The following is a 16,893-nucleotide window of genomic DNA, read 5'->3' as shown; positions in this document are numbered from 1 at the left end:
CTCTAACTAGCCTCCCGTTATTCCTTTACGCTACCCATGACGATGCCCTTCACGAAATATTTTTGCAGAAACGGATAGATACACATGATCGGCAGCGCCGCCAGAAAAATCTGCGCCGCCTTCAGCGTACGGTCGGACACCGCCATCAGCGCCTGCAGCTCCTCCTTCGTCGCGCCCGCAAGCGCGTTGGCGTTGAAGCTGATAACCTTCGTCTGCAAATACGTCTGCAGCGGATAATGCTCCGGGCGCTTCATCAGGATGAGTCCGTCAAACCAAGAGTTCCAATGATTGACGCAGGCAAACAGCACAAGCGTCGCCAGCGCGGGCTTCGATAGCGGTACCATAATGCGCCATAAAATCGTCCAGTGGCCCGCCCCGTCCACGTGCGCCGACTCCTGCAGCTCTCGCGGCAGCTGACGGAAGAAGTTGAGCAGCAGAATGCAGTTGAACACCGGAACGGCGGACGGCAGCATCAGTGCCCATATGGAATCCATCAGATGCAGCTGACGGATCGTCACGTACCAGGGGATCAGGCCGCCGTTAAACAAAATCGTAACAAACAGAAACCAGGCGTAGTACGTGCGCAGACGAAAATCCCGGGTTTCCTTGGAGAGCGGGTAAGCGACGAGAATCGTCAGAAACATATTGATCGCGACGCCGAGAGTCACGCGTTGGATGGATACCCAATAAGAGGACAACAGCAGCTTGTCCTTGAAGGCGAAAGCGTAAGATTCTATCGTAAAATGCACCGGCCACAGCTTCACGCTGCCGGCCGCAGCTTCGGCGCTTTCGCTCAGCGAAACGGACAGGACGTTGATCAGCGGCGCCACGCAGGCGAATGAGATAAGTGCCAGCAGCGTGTAATTGAACAGTTGAAACAGGGGTCTCCCCGTGCCGGCCCGGATCATGCGGTTCATCTTCCCTTCTTCAGAAAATGCGGTAATTCGCGAAACGGAACGCGCAAATATAAGAAATGACGATAAATACGGTGGACACGGCGGACTTGAACAGGCCGACGGCGGTCGCTACGCCGTATTGGGCGTCAATGAGCCCGAGCCGATACACGAGCGTATCGAGAATATCTCCGGTCTGATAGACGACCGGGCTATACAGATTAAACACCTGATCGAAACCAGCGTTCAGTACGTTGCCCAGACTGAGCGTCATCATCAGCACGATAATCGGCGTCATGCCCGGAAGCGTAATATGCCAAGTCTGTCGCCAACGTCCGGCTCCGTCGCAGAGCGCCGCTTCATACAATACGGGATTGATCGAAGTAATCGCCGCCAGATAAATGATCGTGCCGAAGCCGAACTCCTTCCAAATATCCGTCACGACCAGCACGTACGGAAACGTCTTCTCGCTGCCGAGAAAAAAAACGGGTTCAGCGCCGAACCAGCCGAGCACGCTGTTAACGAGTCCGCCTGACGGAGACAAAATATCCGTCAGCACCCCGCCCAGAATGACCCAGGACAGGAAATGGGGCAAATATATGAGCGTCTGCACCGTGCGCTTGAATTTGCTGCCGACCACCTCGTTCAGCAGAAGTGCGAACGCGATAGGCACGACGAGCCCGCCGACCATTTTCATGCAAGCAATGTAAACCGTATTCCACAGCACTTGGCCGATGCCCGGCATCTTCATCACGTATTGAAAGTTGTCCCACCCGATGAACGTCGAGCCGAAAAAGCCCTTGCTCGGATTGAACCGCTCGAACGCGATCGCCAAGCCGGCAAAGGGCACGTAACTGAACAATACGATCAGAACAACCGCCGGAAGCATCATCAGATGCATCGGCCATTCGCGTGTCAGGCTTCTTCCGTAATGGCCCTTCTTCATCTTCAACATCCTTTTCCCGGTCAAGGGGGAGCCCGTGCCGGCAATGCCGCCCGGCTCAGGCGTCCGCCCACCGGCTTTCTTTAACTTATTGCGCCGCGGCCCAATCGTTGACTTCCTTCGTGATATCCGAGCCGCCGAGCGAATTGAAGTCCTTCACGAATTGCTCGAATTCGCCGATCGGACGGGCGCCCATGATGAACTTCGTGTAATTTTCCAAAATAAGCTTTTCAAGCGTTGACTGCTTAGCGGTCATCGTTGGAGTCGGCGCTCCGTAGAACACCGGCGAAACGATTTGCTTGTTCTCCAGATAACCGTTCACGACGCTGTAGGCGCCGATCGGCCCGGACCACATCCAGCCCGGCCACACTTCCGTCTTGACGCCGGCCGCCTTGCCTTTGCCGTCCGTTCCGTTATAGCCGTTTTCCAGCAGGTCGATGTCAGCTTGACTTCCGCGGTTCCACGCGCTGAGCACGTTGGGATCGCGGTCTTTGCCGTATTCGACGAAACCTCTGTGAATCAAAATGTTCTGCTGCGGGTGGAACACAAAGATCGGCGAATATTTGTATTCGTTGTTCGATCCTTCCGGATATTGAGGCCCGTTGTGGTACTTCGGATCATAGTGGTCGCTCATCGGATTTTGCTTGTACAGGAAGTAGTTGAGTATTTTGACCGCCGCTTCGGGATTAGCCGCCGACTTCTTCACGACGAAGAAGCTCGTGACGCCAAGCAGATTTTCCGCGGTGATCGTACCATCCACAGACGGAATCGGGTAAGGCCGCCAGTCGGCCGCCGGATTTTTCTGCACGGCGCTTGGAAGCGGAGAGAAGACGTTCCAGTGCAGCCCGTAGAACATGCCGATTTTCTCGGATACGACGGACTCGCCCACCTTGCCGACATCCTTCACCGCAAAATCCTTCTCGATATACCCCGCCTTATACATGTCCGCCAATTTGCCCAGCGCGGTTTGCGCTTCCGGCTGAACGTAACCCATGATCAGCTTGCCGTCGCTGCCCTTGTTCCAGAGCAGATTGCCCGGGGTTCCGGTCATGACGTGGTAACCGTTGAAGAAGCCGTTAAGCACGAATTCGCCGCCGAACAACCCTTTCTCCAGCGCAAGGCCGTAAGTGTCTTTCTTGCCGTTCTTGTCCGGATCGTTCTCCGTAAACGCCTTCGCGACGTTGTAAAGCTCGTCCATCGTCTTGGGAACGGACAAGCCCAATTGATCGAGCCAATCTTTGCGAATCCATAGGATCGGCGCGGAATCCGCGGCCCCGTTCATCTGGGGAATCGCCATCAGCTTTCCGTCGAAGGTCGCTTGCTTCAATCCGACGCCGCCGTCGGCCGACATGATTTGATCCGTCAGCTCGGATTTGTACCGCGCGTATACGTCCGTCAAGTCAGCGATCATATCGTTGTCGACAAGCTGCTTGAGCTGCACGGCATTCACCATCGTCACATCCGGAAGATCGTCGGACGCGATCATGACGTTTAACTTCTGATCGTACTGATTATCCGGGACCAGCCAGTCGACCTTCAGCTTGATGCCCAGATCTTTCTCGAAGCCCTGCGTCCACAAGTTATTGTCGATCGTCTCGCCTTCCGGAAATTTCATCGAGCCGTCGTCTAGCGACCTGACGGTCGTCACTTTGATCGGAGGATCGTATTTGCCGAGCGGATCTTCCTTATCGACTTCGGCCGTCCCGGAAGCTTGCGGCGTTCCCGCCGGACTGGCGGATTCACTCTGCGCCGGAGACGCCTCCCCGCTCTTCCCGTCGTTGCCGCTGCACGCCGTTAACGCGAGCGTTACCGCGGCCAGCGCAAGCGCTGCTGCCTGTCTCCATGTTCCCTTCTTCAACTTCAGTCCCCCACATTGGATGATTTGGAGCGATGTGTTCCGTGTATCCGAGGCTCCATGAACCGAATTATGACCGAAAGCGCTTTCTGCTGAAAACGCATAACTTTTTGACTTGCTTATAGTTTGTTGACATTGTTGGAATGACGGTCGCGGTATTCCTGCGGGTTCATGCCGACGTGTTTCTTGAATATCTTCGTAAAATAGGGGGCGTACTCGTACCCTACCAGCCTGGCGATCTCGTATACCTTGAATTCCGAATCGCGCAGCAGCTCCATCGCCTTATCCAGTCTTGCCTCCTGGATGTAGACGTTCAGATTGACGCCCGTCACCTGTTTGAACAAACGGGACAAATACGACGGATTCAGCCTACTGACCTCCGCGAGACGCACGAGAGACAAATCCTTGTCGAGATTGGCCAGCAAATAATCCTGAACGTGGGAAATGGCCGAATGCGCATGGCTGATCTGCGCGTTCTGCCTCCATTCGAAGAGGAGCGGCGCAATGAAACGGAACGATCCCGCCGCCTGATTCGGCGAGAGAGCGGGATCCCGGATCGCTTGCGTATGGATGCCGTCCACCTCATTCATGCGTTCCTCCATTCGCCAGGCATGAATGTGGGACAGCAGCAGCAGCGACAAGGGATAATAGATGCTCAGCGCCGCATGAAGTAGCCGGCTTTCCGTCGCCTGTTCCGCGCTTTGCAGCAGCTCCTCCAGCAGTTCGAGAAATTCATCCTTGCGCCCTGATTCCAGGAAGCTGCCGAGCAAGTCCATTCTTTTGATTTGCCGTACGGCCGATTCCAACGTTTCGCTCTCGAGCGCGACGGGACGGGACGGCTTCGCGGACGAATACTCGATAATGCTTCCCCTTCCGCCGATGTCCGGCAGGCTGCCGCATTCCGTTCGAAGTGCCGCATAGCGGCCAGCTGCTCGATCCCAAGACACGGATTGGCCGTCGACGATAAAATGAACCGACAAACCGAACGTTTCCTCGCACATTTCCAGCGCGAGCTCCAGATTGCCTTTCAGCTGCGGAACGACCCCGTCTCCCTCTTCGTTTTCATTGTCCGCCTCCCCGCCGATCGCCGGCTGAACGATCCAGACGAGCATGGCGTCTTCACCCGTCAGGAAAGCCGCCTCGTATGCACTTCCCATATACCTTTCGACAGCCATCTTGACCCGAAACGCGCCCTCTGCCCGATCCGTGCAATCCAGCCTGCCCAAGATCAGGAATACTTCCCGTTCCCCATCTAAGGAAAGACCCAACTGGCGAAACTGACTGGCACGCTGCTCAGAGGTGTATCGCTCACCCCGAAGAATCGCCAGCAACATGTCCTTTTGCATAATCGGAAGCGCCAGCTTCATTTGCCGTTGGGCCGTAGCGACCAGATCCTCGGACTTGCGTGCCTCGTCGATTTCCGCTACGGCACTGCGGACCAGCTCTAGTAGTTTGTCGTAGCCTTCGGTTTTCAGCATATAACGAACGCCGTCGTAACGAATGGCCTGATACACGTAGTCGAACTCGTTATATCCCGTCAACAGTATCACTTTGCAGTGCGGCCACCGCTTCCGGATCTGTTCGAGCAACTGCAATCCGCTCATGGCAGGCATCCGGATATCCGAAATGACGATGTCCATCTTCGTCCGCTGCAGCCATTCCATCGCCTCGTCGCCGGAGAACGCTTTGTACACGTCAAGCTCCAGCCCGGAACCGAGCAGCATATATTCATAGAGACCGTTTACGATAAAGGGCTCGTCATCCACGATCAGCAATCTCTTCATCCGTGCCCGCCTCCTTGTCCCGAACGATGATGCTCGCCTTAAGACCGCCATTGCCGCCATGTCGGAAAACAATGCCGCTTCCCCCTCCGAACTTGAGCCGAAGCCGGCGGTGGATATTCACGATAGCCGTCATTTCCGCCGCGTCGGAGCTTTCGAGCAGCAGCATCTCGTTCAATTCCCTCACTCTGTCATCCGATAAAGCCGGCCCATTGTCTTCAACCGTAATCGCAAAGCCTTCATATTCTTCCTCGAATCGAATCGTGAGCAACCCGCTGTCCTTCTTGTCGGACAGGCCGTGCTCGAACGCGTTCTCGATCACCGGCTGCAGAATGAGCCGGGGCACGAGCTTGTCCCGGTATCCGGGCGGAATATCGCCGAAATCGACGACGATGCGATTGTAGAAACGCAAGCTCTGGATGTCGCAGTACGTGCGGGCATGATCACATTCGACATGCAGCGGCACGTCTTCCGCGGCGTTGCGGGTGATGTATTGGAAATAGGAGCCGAGCTGATGCGTGAACAGCTTGACGTTGTCAAAATCATCGGTCATCGCCATGTTATAGAGCACGAAGTAGGTATTGTACAGAAAGTGCGGGTTGATCTGCGACTGAAGCTGTTTCAGCTCGGCCCGCTGCGTCAGGATTTGCTGCTTATACACTTGGTCGATCAACTGATTGAGATTCCGCATCATGCCGTTGATTCTCTGAAAAAGAAAGCCGAATTCATCATTGCGCGCATGCGTGACCTCCACGTTCAGATTGCCTTTTTCCATTTGTCTGAGCACCCGAATCAGCTTCAGCATCGGCTGCTGGATAAATTTGAAGGAGGACAGCATATACAGAACTACGATCAGCACGGCCGCGCATGAAAATAGGACAAATATCGTTTTGAAACGATCGGCCTTTTCCGTCAGCGCCTCCTGAGGAACATACTGGACCATTGTCGTGTTCAAATACGCCGACCGGACATAGACAGCAAAATAGCTGTTCCCCTCATCTTTCAGCAGGATCGATCCGCTGCTGTCGCCCCGCTCAAGCCGGGAGTCAAGCTCGGCTTTCAGGCGGGCGGCGAAGTCGCCCTTCATCTTTCCGGGCGCGATCAGGCGATCGTCGGGCAGCAGCAGGGCGGCGCCGCTGCCCTGGCGCGTCTCCAGTTGCCCGAGCGCGGCGCGGATTCTATCGATCGACAGCGTCACCGTAAGCAGATGCATTTTCTTTTCCAGCCGATAGTTGATGTCCAGTGGGAGCAGCGCACGCAAATAAATGTCGTCCTGGTAGAAGAGCAGCTGCGATTTTGCGTCCGTTCGCGCGCCGTTGAAGAAGCGGAGCTCTTCCGGGTTCAGCGGGCCGATGCCGGTGTTGGAAGAGACGGTCATATCTGCGGAGGGGATATACGCGGTTACATTCTTGACGTACAAGTTACTGTTCTGCAGCACGAGCAACCGCTGCTGAAGATTATTGACGGAGCGGTACACGTCGTAATCGGACAGCTTGGTGATCAGATTGGAGAGATCCGTTAAGTTGCTGTCATACAGCGTATTGAACAGCAGAGCGTTAACGCGCTGGATTTCCGTATCCAAATTGCTTGCATAGAAGCCTACCTGGGACATCATCGTGCTTTTCAATTCATCCTTTACACTGTTGATGCCCCAGTTGTAAATAAAAAAGGCAACCAGATAAATCGGCGAGATGATCAATAGAAACGTTGCGATAAGCCGGGTGAAAATCGATTTTCTCCACAGGATGAAAGCGCTTTTCATTTTCGGTTCTCCTCTGCTTTACATAGCTGTATGTGGCTATCTCGATTATAACGAATGCCGCCCGGACTATCTCTTATATTATCTTTACCCTCGCTATTATTGGTTTACGTTTCAGAGGTTCAACCCGCAAGAAGAACAGTGAGGGAGTCCTTCGGTCGAATTAGTGCATATCTCCACTTTTTTCAGTCAACCGGGTGCTAAAGGTAAAAATAACAACGAAACTCCACTTATTTCGCGCAAAATCCGCACAACAGTGGCTTTTCCCACAAAATAACTGCATATCGTTACTATTCTCGCAAGGACTGCGAAATCCGTACCACATAGTTGGATATCGTTGTTATTTCCTCTTCACGCGGCACAGACAAAGCGATTTTTGACTTATGCGCCTTCAGACGCAAAACAACCTCCCCGACCGAGTCGAGGAGGTTGTTGCTTTATGCGATGCATTTATTACGCTTTGTTGGAAGAACCGAACTCGCGGATTTTGCCGATGACGGTTGCTTTGATCGCGTCGCGGCCCGGCGTCAAGAATTTGCGCGGATCGTATACTTCGAGGTCTGCAGCCAGCGCAGCGCGAGCGGCTTTCGTGAACTCGATTTGGTTCTCGGTGTTCACGTTGATTTTCGCCGTGCCGAGCGAGATCGACTTCTTGATTTGTTCCGTCGGGATGCCTGTCCCGCCGTGAAGTACGAGCGGAAGACCGGCCGTTTTACAGATTTCTTCCATTTCCTTGAAGCCCAAGTTCGGCTCGCCTTTGTAAGGACCGTGAACGGAACCAAGCGCAGGCGCGAGGCAGTCGATGCCCGTACGGTCTACGAGTTCTTTGCACTCCGCAGGATCTGCGTAGATTACGCCGTTAGCAACAACGTCGTCTTCTTGGCCGCCAACCGTGCCGAGCTCTGCTTCGACGGATACGCCGCGTTCATGCGCGTAAGCGACGACTTCTTTCGTAATTCTGACGTTCTCTTCGAACGGATCATGGGATGCGTCGATCATAACGGAAGTGAATCCGGCATCGATCGCCGCTTTACATTTCTCGAAGCTCGAGCCATGGTCCAGGTGGATCGCGACAGGAACTGTAATTTTCATTTCTTCAACGAGGGAAGTAACGATCGCCGTAACGACTTTGAAGCCGCCCATGTAACGCGCTGCGCCTTCGGATACGCCCAGAATGACCGGGGATTTCTCCGCTTCGGCAGCGGCGAGAATCGCCTGCGTCCATTCCAGGTTGTTGATGTTGAACTGACCTACCGCGTATCCTTCTTTCAACGCTTTGTTCAGCATGTCTTTCATCGATACTAATGCCATCTTTAACAGCCTCCTACACCTATTCAAATCCCTACAGACTATCATCTCCGATTTGACGCCCTCAGTCAACATTTTCGGCTCTCTCGCCGGCGAATCGCATGTGAAACTGGCAGATCATGTCATCCCCGACCAATAAGCTGGAAATCATGTGAAAATCGCCGCGCGGTGAAGCCGAAAGTTAGTTCCGATTATAAGAAAACTGTTCCTTGTTTGATAAGACGGCGACACCCCGCCCAAGTATGATAATCCCGTACGCTGTATACGCTTTCAGGCGATCGACAAGGAGGGACGGGTGTGCAACCGTGCAGTTTACGGCGAATTAGCCTTAATCAGAAAACAACCGAGAGATGGAACGTACAGGAAGCAGTGGAAGGCTGCGTGCGCGCGGACGTTCCGTGGATAGCGCTATGGCGTGAAAAGGTAGCCGAGGCCGGGCTTCAGTCGAGCAAACGTCTCGTCCGAGACGCGGGGCTGCAAGTGTCCAGCTTGTGCAGAGGAGGCATGTTCCCCGCCGCCACGGCAGCCGAACGCGCCGCAAGGCTGGACGACAATCGTCGGGCGGTTGATGAAGCCGCCGAACTGTGGGCAGATGTGCTCGTGCTCGTATGCGGAGCCGCGCCCGATCGCGATATCGGCAGCGCCCGCCAATGGGTTAAGGAAGGGATTGCGGAACTTGCACCTTATGCGAAGGATCGAGGAATCACGTTGGGCATCGAGCCGCTGCACCCGATGTACGCGGCAGAACGGTCCGTCGTGGTGACGCTGGCTCAGGCGCTCGACCTTGCGGAAGCTTATCCGGCCGACGAGGTAGGCGTCATCGTCGACGTGTTCCACGTATGGTGGGACCCCGACCTGGAAGCGCAGATCGCCCGAGCGGGCGACAGAATCAAAGGTTTTCACGTATCGGACTGGATCGTGCCGACTCCGGACTTGCTGATGGGCCGGGGCATGATGGGCGATGGAAAAATCGATATTCGCGGCATCCGGCAATTGGTGGAAACGGCAGGTTACGGCGGGCCGATTGAAGTGGAGATTTTTAACCAGATCATCTGGTATACGCCGGGCGACATCGTGCTTGCTCAGATGAAGCAGCGGTATGTTGAGCACGTTTAGATCGGATCACATTTAGCATCTCACATAATGAAAGGGGCTTTTTCTCATATGGCAATCATTCCAGTAGGCATCATTATGAACGGAGTAACGGGGCGAATGGGAACGAACCAGCACTTGATTCGTTCGATTCTCGCCATTCGTAAGCAAGGAGGCGTGCAGCTTCCGAACGGAGACGCGATTATGCCGGAGCCGGTACTGGTCGGCCGCCAGGAGCACAAGCTGAAGGGGCTGGCTGAGGCACACGGGCTGACTCGCTGGAGCACGGACCTGGACGCCTGTCTGGCCGATCCGAGTAACATTATCTATTTCGACGCGCAGATGACGACGTTCCGCGTCAACAGCATCCGCAAAGCTATCGCGGCAGGCAAGCACATTTATTGCGAGAAGCCGACGGCGTCCTCCTTCGAGGAATCGATCGAGCTGGCGAGTTTGGCGACGGAGGCTGGCGTGAAAAACGGCGTCGTGCAAGACAAACTGTTTCTTCCCGGCTTGATGAAACTGAAACGGCTAGTCAATTCCGGCTTCTTCGGCAAAATTTTGTCCGTGCGCATGGAGTTCGGCTACTGGGTGTTCGAAGGCGATTGGCAGCCGGGGCAGCGACCGTCCTGGAACTACCGGAAGGAAGACGGCGGCGGCATCATCGTCGATATGTTCGCGCATTGGCGGTATGTGCTGGACAACTTGTTCGGGCAAGTTCGCAGCGTCTCTTGCCTCGGCGTCACGCATATTCCGAAGCGCTGGGACGAAACCGGCAAGCCTTACGACTGCACGGCGGACGACGCCGCTTACGCGACTTTAGAACTGGAAGGCGGCATCGTCGTGCAGGCAAACTCGTCTTGGACGGTGCGCGTCAACCGCGAGGACCTGTTGACGATTCAGGTCGACGGGACGGAAGGCAGCGCCGTCGCCGGGCTCCGCGATTGCAAAGCCCAACACAGGGTAAATACGTGCAAGCCGGTCTGGAACCCGGACATTCCAAACCCGTTCGACTTCCGCTCCCAATGGGACGAAGTGCCGGACAATCAATTGTTCGATAACGGCTTTAAGGTGCAATGGGAAATGTTCCTGAAACACATCGTCGAAGATACGCCGTTCCCGTGGGACTTGCTGGAAGGCGCCAAAGGTACGCAACTGTCGGAGCTGGCGTTGCAATCGTGGGAAGAAAGACGCTGGATCGACGTGCCGGAGCTGACGATTCAAGGGGGAACCGCTCATGCTGCTGCCCAGAAGTGACGGCACCCTGACCGACTATGCGCCGAGCCGTACGACGGCGTTCGAACGGCCGACGGGGGCGCCTTTCGCCAGCCGGATCGCGTTCTCGGCCGCGCATGTTGTATGCGACCCGCTCTCCCCTGCCGATCCGCTGAACGATGCGCCGATCGACTGGGAAGCGACGATGGCTTACCGCCGCCACCTGTGGTCGCTCGGGCTGGCTGTCGCCGAGGCGATGGATACGGCGCAGCGGGGCATGGGGCTGAACTGGAGCCGGTCTCAGGAACTGATCGCCCGGTCGATCGCGGAAGCGCGCGCCGTCGGAGGCAAGATCGCCAGCGGCGCAGGGACGGATCACTTGGCTCCGTCGCCAAATGTGACGCTGGATCAAGTGGAAGCAGCGTATCGGGAGCAATGCGAGTTCATCGAAGGCCACGGCGGGCGCATCATTCTGATGGCTAGCCGAGCGCTGTGTGCCTGTGCTCGCGGTCCGGAAGATTACGAGCGCGTGTACGGCAACATTTTGCGGCAAGTGTCGCAGCCGGTCATTCTGCACTGGTTGGGCGGCATGTTCGATCCGCAACTGGGCGGCTATTGGGGCCATCGCGATCTCGACGAAGCGATGGAAGTATGCCTGCGTATTATCCGAGATCATGCGGACAAAGTCGACGGCATCAAGATCTCGCTGCTCGACGCGGACAAGGAAATCGCGATGCGCCGCAAGCTGCCGCCGGGCGTGAAGATGTACACGGGCGACGACTTTAATTACCCGGAGCTAATTCGCGGCGACGAGCATGGTTTCAGCCATGCGCTGCTCGGCATCTTCGACGCGATCGCGCCGGCTGCGGCTGCGGCACTTCAGGCGCTGGATCGAGGAGACACCGCTTCGTTTCACAGCATTCTCGACAAGACGGTCCCGCTGTCGCGGCATATTTTCCAAGCACCAACTTATGCGTACAAGACAGGCGTCGTGTTCATGGCGTACCTGAACGGGCATCAGCCGCACTTCCGCATGATCGGGGGAGCGGAAGGCGCGAGATCGGCGACGCATCTGGCGGAGCTGTTCATTCTGGCCGATCAGGCCGGACTGCTGACCGATCCCGATCTAGCAGTCGTCAGGATGAAACGCGTCCTTGCGCTGGCGGGCATCGAGTAAGGCGCAAAGTCGACGGGCGGCGGACGCAACGTTACAATAGGGTCATGACCAGACCTCGAAGGAGTGCTCCCTATTATGAAAATCGTATTAGCGCCCGATTCGTTCAAAGGCAGTTTGACGGCACAATTGGCTTGCGAAGCAATGGAGACAGGCATTCGACGGGTTATGCCCGATGCAGAAATCGTACAAGTACCGATGGCCGATGGCGGCGAAGGAACCGCACAGTGCCTAGTCGATGCTACCGGCGGACAAATGAGAGCGGTTACAGTTCGCGGTCCGCTCGGTGATCCAGTGCAGGCGCAATACGGCGTCCTTGGAGACGGAACAACAGCCGTCATCGAGATGGCGGAAGCTTCGGGCATCACGCTTGTGCCCGCCGAACACCGCGATCCGCTGTCGGCCTCGACATACGGGACGGGCGAGTTGATCCGCCAAGCGCTGGACGACGGCTGTCGCTCCTTCTTGCTTGCCATCGGCGGCAGCGCGACAAATGACGGCGGGGCGGGCATGGCTCAGGCACTCGGAGCAAAACTGCTGGACGAGGACAGTAGTGAGTTGTCGCCTGGCGGAGGCGCTCTCGGGCGGCTGCAGCGAATCGATCTGTCCGCTTTGGACGAACGCTTGGCCTCATGCTCGTTCCAAGTCGCATGCGATGTGCAGAACCCGCTGTGCGGCCCGACAGGCGCGAGCTTTGTCTATGGTCCTCAGAAAGGTGCGACGCCGGAAATGGTAGAGGAACTGGACCGGAACTTGGCGCATTATGCCGACGTTATTCATCAGGAACTCGGCGTTGACGTGGCTGAACGGCCCGGTGCGGGCGCAGCCGGAGGGCTTGGCGCAGGGGCGATGGCGTTCCTTCGGGCAGAGTTGAAGAGCGGAGTGGAGTTAGTCGTTCGCGCTTCGGAGCTGGAGCGAAAGCTGGAAGGCACCGACCTCGTCATTACCGGAGAAGGACGCAGCGATGCGCAGACACAGTATGGCAAGACGCCGTTCGGCGTGTCGACAACTGCCCAGCGCGCAGGCGTTCCAGCATGGCTGGTCGTCGGCTCCGTCGGGCCCGGTGTAGAAGTGATGCTAGAGCACGGCGTAAGCCGAATTGCCAGCTTAACGGAAGAAGGCGGCGTAACTGCCGATTACGCGATAGCGCATGCGGCGCAAGTGCTGACCGATGTGATGGAACGATTGACGGCGCAGTGGCGCGATACTCTACATTAGCAGGAGGAATCTCCGATGGGAAATGGCGCGCAAGGCATGGATTGTCGGCACTTCATCGACGGGCAATATATCGATTTGGGGGCATCGCCGACATTCGACAACATCAATCCGGCGACGGAGCAGGTGATCGGCCGGATAGCGGAAGGCGGCAAGGCTGAAGTTGACCTCGCGGTGGCTGCCGCTAAGAGGGCGTTCAACAACGGCTGGAAGCAGTCGAAGCTGAGCGAGCGGGCAGCCATTTTGCGAAAAATCGGGGATATTATTTTGCATCGCAAAGACGAACTCGCGATGCTGGAGACGATGGATACGGGCAAGCCGCTGTGGCTGTCCACCAACATCGACATGGTGCGTTCCGCAGGCAGCTATCATTTCTATGCTAATTTCATCTCTACAATGGGCACGGACGCGTACCCGATGGAGCAAGGCGCGATGAACTTCGTCGTGCGCCGTCCGCTCGGCGTCGTCGGGATGATTAACCCGTGGAACCTGCCGTTGCTGCTGCTGAGCGCCAAGCTGGCGCCTGCTCTCGCGATGGGCAACACCGTCGTGCTGAAGCCGGCCCGCTGGACGCCGATGACCGCGACGCTGCTCGGCGAGATTTGCAAGGAAGCTGGTCTGCCGGACGGCGTCATCAACATCGTCAACGGCGCGGGTCGCTCTGTAGGCGAAGCGATGGCGGAGCACCCGGACATCCGGGCGATCGCCTTCACCGGCGAGACGTCGACAGGCAAAAGCATCATGAAAGCTGGCGCTGCAAGCTTAAAGCGGCTTTCGTTCGAGCTTGGCGGCAAAAATCCGAATATTATTTTCGCCGATTGCGATCTGGACGAAGTGGTGGACACGTCTCTGCGAAGCAGCTTCATCAACCAGGGCGCGGTATGCTTGTGCGGCTCCCGCATCTACGTGCAGCGGCCGATCTATGAGCAATTCCTCGAACGGTTCGCCGAGCGCACGAAGCAGCAGATCGTCGGCGACCCGCTCCAGCCGAACACGAATATCGGCGCGTTGATCAGCAAACAGCATTACGAGCGCGTGCTGGAATATATCGAACTGGCCAAGCAAGAAGGCGGCCAGGTCATTGCAGGCGGCGGACCCGCACGCGTATCCGATAAGGGATATTACGTAGAGCCGACGATCATTACTAGTCTAACCCAGGATTGCCGCGTCATCGGCGAGGAGATTTTCGGTCCGGTCGTTACCGTGCAACCGTTCGATACCGAAGAAGAAGTGATCGGCTACGCGAATGACACCCATTACGGGCTGAGCGCGTCTGTCTGGACGAAAGACAGCAGCCGGGCGTTCCGAGTTGCCCACGCGATCGAAGCCGGACTGACCTGGGTGAACACCTGGTTCCTGCGCGACCCTCGAACGCCTTACGGCGGCGAGAAAATGAGCGGCATCGGTCGCCAAGGTGGCATGTTCAGCCTCGATTTCTACAGCGAAGTATCGACGATCTGCATCAAGTATTGACCTGTTGGAAAATGAGCCGGGGCGTTCGCGCTCCCGGCTTTTTGGCATGCCGTGCGGCGTCATCCTTACAGGGAGACTCCGATTTCGCTATAATGGGGAGAACATCGGCGCAAGCGTAGTCGCGCCCGCAATGGAAAACGGAGGCACGCGTATGACGAACTGCCGCATTCATCTGTACGAAAGCCGGCATGATGAAAGTTATGTCATCAACGTTCATCGCCATGAATATTACCAGCTTCTGTACGTCATCGAAGGCGACGGGCTCATTCGGATGAAAGACGGCACGTCCCAGTTGTCCGAAGATCACGTCGTCGTCATTCCTCCGCTCACAGAGCATTCCGTGTCGTCCGACTCCCGCCTTACGCTTCTCGTGCTCGCCTTCGATGATGTGCCGGCTCAGTTGCCGGGCCTCGAGGAGTGGAGCCGCGGTTATTTTCCGCATGGCGCGCTCTTGAAGCTCAACTCGGTTAACGCTAACGAAATGAAGTTGCTACTCAGGAAACTGCTATTCGAACAGCGCAAAGAAGACGCGCTAAGCGACTGGTCGATGCGTATTCAACTGTTGCAGATTCTTCTTCTGCTAGCCCGGGCGCAGCAGCCTTCCGTATATTTGAACGCCAACGAGCTTCGCGCCGAGAAAATCAAACACTATATCGACACGAACTATTTTCAGCACATTACTTCGGCCGATCTCGCGTTTCAATTCGGCATCAGCGTGCGTTATTGCGATAATATTTTCAAAGGCAAATTCGGACTGACGCCGCTGCAATACTTGACCGTTGTCCGGGTCGGCGTCGCCAAGAAGCTGCTCGCGGAGACGAAGAAGGATATCGTATCGATCTGCTTCGAGATTGGCTGCGAGTCGCTGCCCACCTTCAACCGCATTTTCAAAAACGCGACGATGGTGTCTCCAAGCAAATATCGCCAGATGACAAAAGTCAGTGTCCAATAAAAATAAAGTATTAGACTCACGATGTTGATTTGACGCGTTTGACCTGTACTTTTAACTGACGTTTATGCTACTTATAGTTCATTCTCTACTGTTTTCAAAAAAGAAAGCACAGCAACATTCATCTGCTCCAGCCCCCGTTGTTCAATCGGAAAATGACCAGCACCCTCTAAAACTACATATTCTTTTTTACATTTTATATTGTCAAAAAACGGTTTACTGAAGCTATAAGGAGTCATAGGGTCTAATTGAGGATGAACGAGTAATACCGGACAAACATCAAAATTCTCAGGTTTTATTACCGGTTTCATATTTAAGAACGTTCTTAATAAGCGTAAAGGGATTTTCGTGCCTGCCGCATGAGCATCGTTCATAATGAGTTTGGTCATATCGACGTTGTTCGTAATCAATTTCATCCGAGATACATGATTAACAGAGATAGGCAAGGAATCTAATAAAAAAGGGAAATTGTCCATCAAAAATTTTCCTAACCGACTAATGAGTTTGTTAGGAGCTAACTGATCACGAACTTTCGAATCACTCGTATCAACAAATGTCGTTGCAATTAACCCTTTGACTCGCTTACTTTGTACGGCGGTGTGATAAGCTAACATGCCTCCTATACTGGTGCCTAGTAAGATAATAGGCTTGCCGTCCCGTTTTAATTCCTGATCGATCAGTTCAATAAGTATGTCAATCCAAAGCTGATAATCCAATAATTTTCCCGAATTTGTATAACTTAAACCATAAGGCGGTAGATCCGGCGACACGACTTCATAACCGTATTTTTGCAGTATTCGTGCATAAGGAGCCAACAATCTGCCATTGCCACCAGCACCATGAATGAAAACAATTTTTAATTTTGCATGCGGAACAGGCATACGATCCAGATGAATATGAACATTGTTCCAAGATATCCATTCTTCTGTTGGTAAATGGTCTTCATTTATCTGCATTTCTTCAGGAAAAAACTTCTGATATTGTTTCCAATAGATCAACGATTGATTATATGTTGAAAACTTATTCATGAAATTTGCAGTTCCTTTCTCCCCAAGCCTACATAGGACTCGCCAAAAACATTCTACAGGCAATATGGTCACATCGCATCTTTACATTTTAAACCATTAATAGTGCAGACTCTACTCTTACGATTTTATACTGAAGATTCTATTCGTAGTTCTAATCTCCGTCTAACACTATTTGTGATACGCCCTCCGAGCATCATCACGCTCCTGC

13 protein-coding genes are annotated in these 16,893 nt (G+C 54.9%); 6 read left to right on the top strand and 7 right to left on the bottom strand.

The window, feature by feature from the left end:
* Positions 1-17 precede the first annotated feature (17 nt).
* From ACFPOF_RS11045 to ACFPOF_RS11020, 6 genes are all read right to left on the bottom strand, one after another.
* The gene (locus tag ACFPOF_RS11045) at positions 18-908 is read right to left on the bottom strand and encodes a carbohydrate ABC transporter permease (protein ID WP_378133123.1); all 891 of its coding nucleotides are present in this window, start codon (positions 906-908) and stop codon (positions 18-20) included.
* A gap of 19 nt (positions 909-927) precedes the next feature.
* Positions 928-1,839, bottom strand: coding sequence for an ABC transporter permease (locus ACFPOF_RS11040; protein WP_378132470.1), 912 nt, complete (start codon positions 1,837-1,839; stop codon positions 928-930).
* Between the two features lie 85 nt (positions 1,840-1,924).
* Entirely contained in the window at positions 1,925-3,694 is a 1,770-nt protein-coding gene (locus ACFPOF_RS11035; RefSeq protein ID WP_378132468.1) for an extracellular solute-binding protein, read from the bottom strand.
* Positions 3,695-3,810: 116 nt separating this feature from the next.
* Positions 3,811-5,475 (bottom strand): response regulator transcription factor, encoded by a 1,665-nt coding sequence (locus ACFPOF_RS11030; protein WP_378132466.1) that lies wholly within the window; start codon positions 5,473-5,475, stop codon positions 3,811-3,813.
* Complete coding sequence (locus tag ACFPOF_RS11025; RefSeq protein WP_378132464.1) at positions 5,450-7,234, bottom strand: sensor histidine kinase; 1,785 nt, start codon at positions 7,232-7,234, stop codon at positions 5,450-5,452. Before ACFPOF_RS11025 ends, ACFPOF_RS11030 begins: the two co-directional genes overlap by 26 nt.
* Positions 7,235-7,684: 450 nt before the next feature.
* The gene (locus ACFPOF_RS11020; RefSeq protein WP_378132462.1) at positions 7,685-8,542 is read right to left on the bottom strand and encodes a class II fructose-bisphosphate aldolase; all 858 of its coding nucleotides are present in this window, start codon (positions 8,540-8,542) and stop codon (positions 7,685-7,687) included.
* 294 nt (positions 8,543-8,836) lie between these two features.
* On the opposite strand from ACFPOF_RS11020, the gene ACFPOF_RS11015 reads away from it, so the two are divergent.
* From ACFPOF_RS11015 to ACFPOF_RS10990, 6 genes are all read left to right on the top strand, one after another.
* Complete coding sequence (locus ACFPOF_RS11015; protein WP_378132460.1) at positions 8,837-9,655, top strand: sugar phosphate isomerase/epimerase family protein; 819 nt, start codon at positions 8,837-8,839, stop codon at positions 9,653-9,655.
* 48 nt (positions 9,656-9,703) lie between these two features.
* Positions 9,704-10,888, top strand: a complete 1,185-nt coding sequence (locus ACFPOF_RS11010; RefSeq protein ID WP_378132458.1) for a Gfo/Idh/MocA family protein — start codon at positions 9,704-9,706, stop codon at positions 10,886-10,888.
* The gene (locus ACFPOF_RS11005; RefSeq protein WP_378132456.1) at positions 10,869-12,023 is read left to right on the top strand and encodes a dihydrodipicolinate synthase family protein; all 1,155 of its coding nucleotides are present in this window, start codon (positions 10,869-10,871) and stop codon (positions 12,021-12,023) included. The genes ACFPOF_RS11010 and ACFPOF_RS11005 overlap by 20 nt, the downstream gene beginning before the upstream one ends.
* A gap of 75 nt (positions 12,024-12,098) precedes the next feature.
* Positions 12,099-13,238, top strand: a complete 1,140-nt coding sequence (locus tag ACFPOF_RS11000; RefSeq protein ID WP_378132454.1) for a glycerate kinase — start codon at positions 12,099-12,101, stop codon at positions 13,236-13,238.
* Positions 13,239-13,253: 15 nt separating this feature from the next.
* Positions 13,254-14,708: an aldehyde dehydrogenase gene (locus tag ACFPOF_RS10995; RefSeq protein ID WP_378132452.1), complete on the top strand. Its 1,455-nt coding sequence runs from the start codon at positions 13,254-13,256 to the stop codon at positions 14,706-14,708.
* Between the two features lie 151 nt (positions 14,709-14,859).
* A complete protein-coding gene (locus tag ACFPOF_RS10990; protein WP_378132451.1) occupies positions 14,860-15,660 on the top strand; it encodes an AraC family transcriptional regulator in 801 nt (266 codons plus the stop codon).
* 71 nt (positions 15,661-15,731) lie between these two features.
* Here ACFPOF_RS10990 and ACFPOF_RS10985 read toward each other — a convergent pair whose 3' ends face one another.
* Positions 15,732-16,685, bottom strand: a complete 954-nt coding sequence (locus tag ACFPOF_RS10985) for an alpha/beta hydrolase (protein ID WP_378132449.1) — start codon at positions 16,683-16,685, stop codon at positions 15,732-15,734.
* Positions 16,686-16,893 lie beyond the last annotated feature (208 nt).

The sequence above is a fragment of the Cohnella soli genome (assembly GCF_042655525.1).
GTDB lineage: Bacteria > Bacillota > Bacilli > Paenibacillales > Paenibacillaceae > Cohnella > Cohnella soli.
Note: the sequence above shows the minus strand (reverse complement) of the source record. Positions and strands in the feature narration are given on the sequence as shown.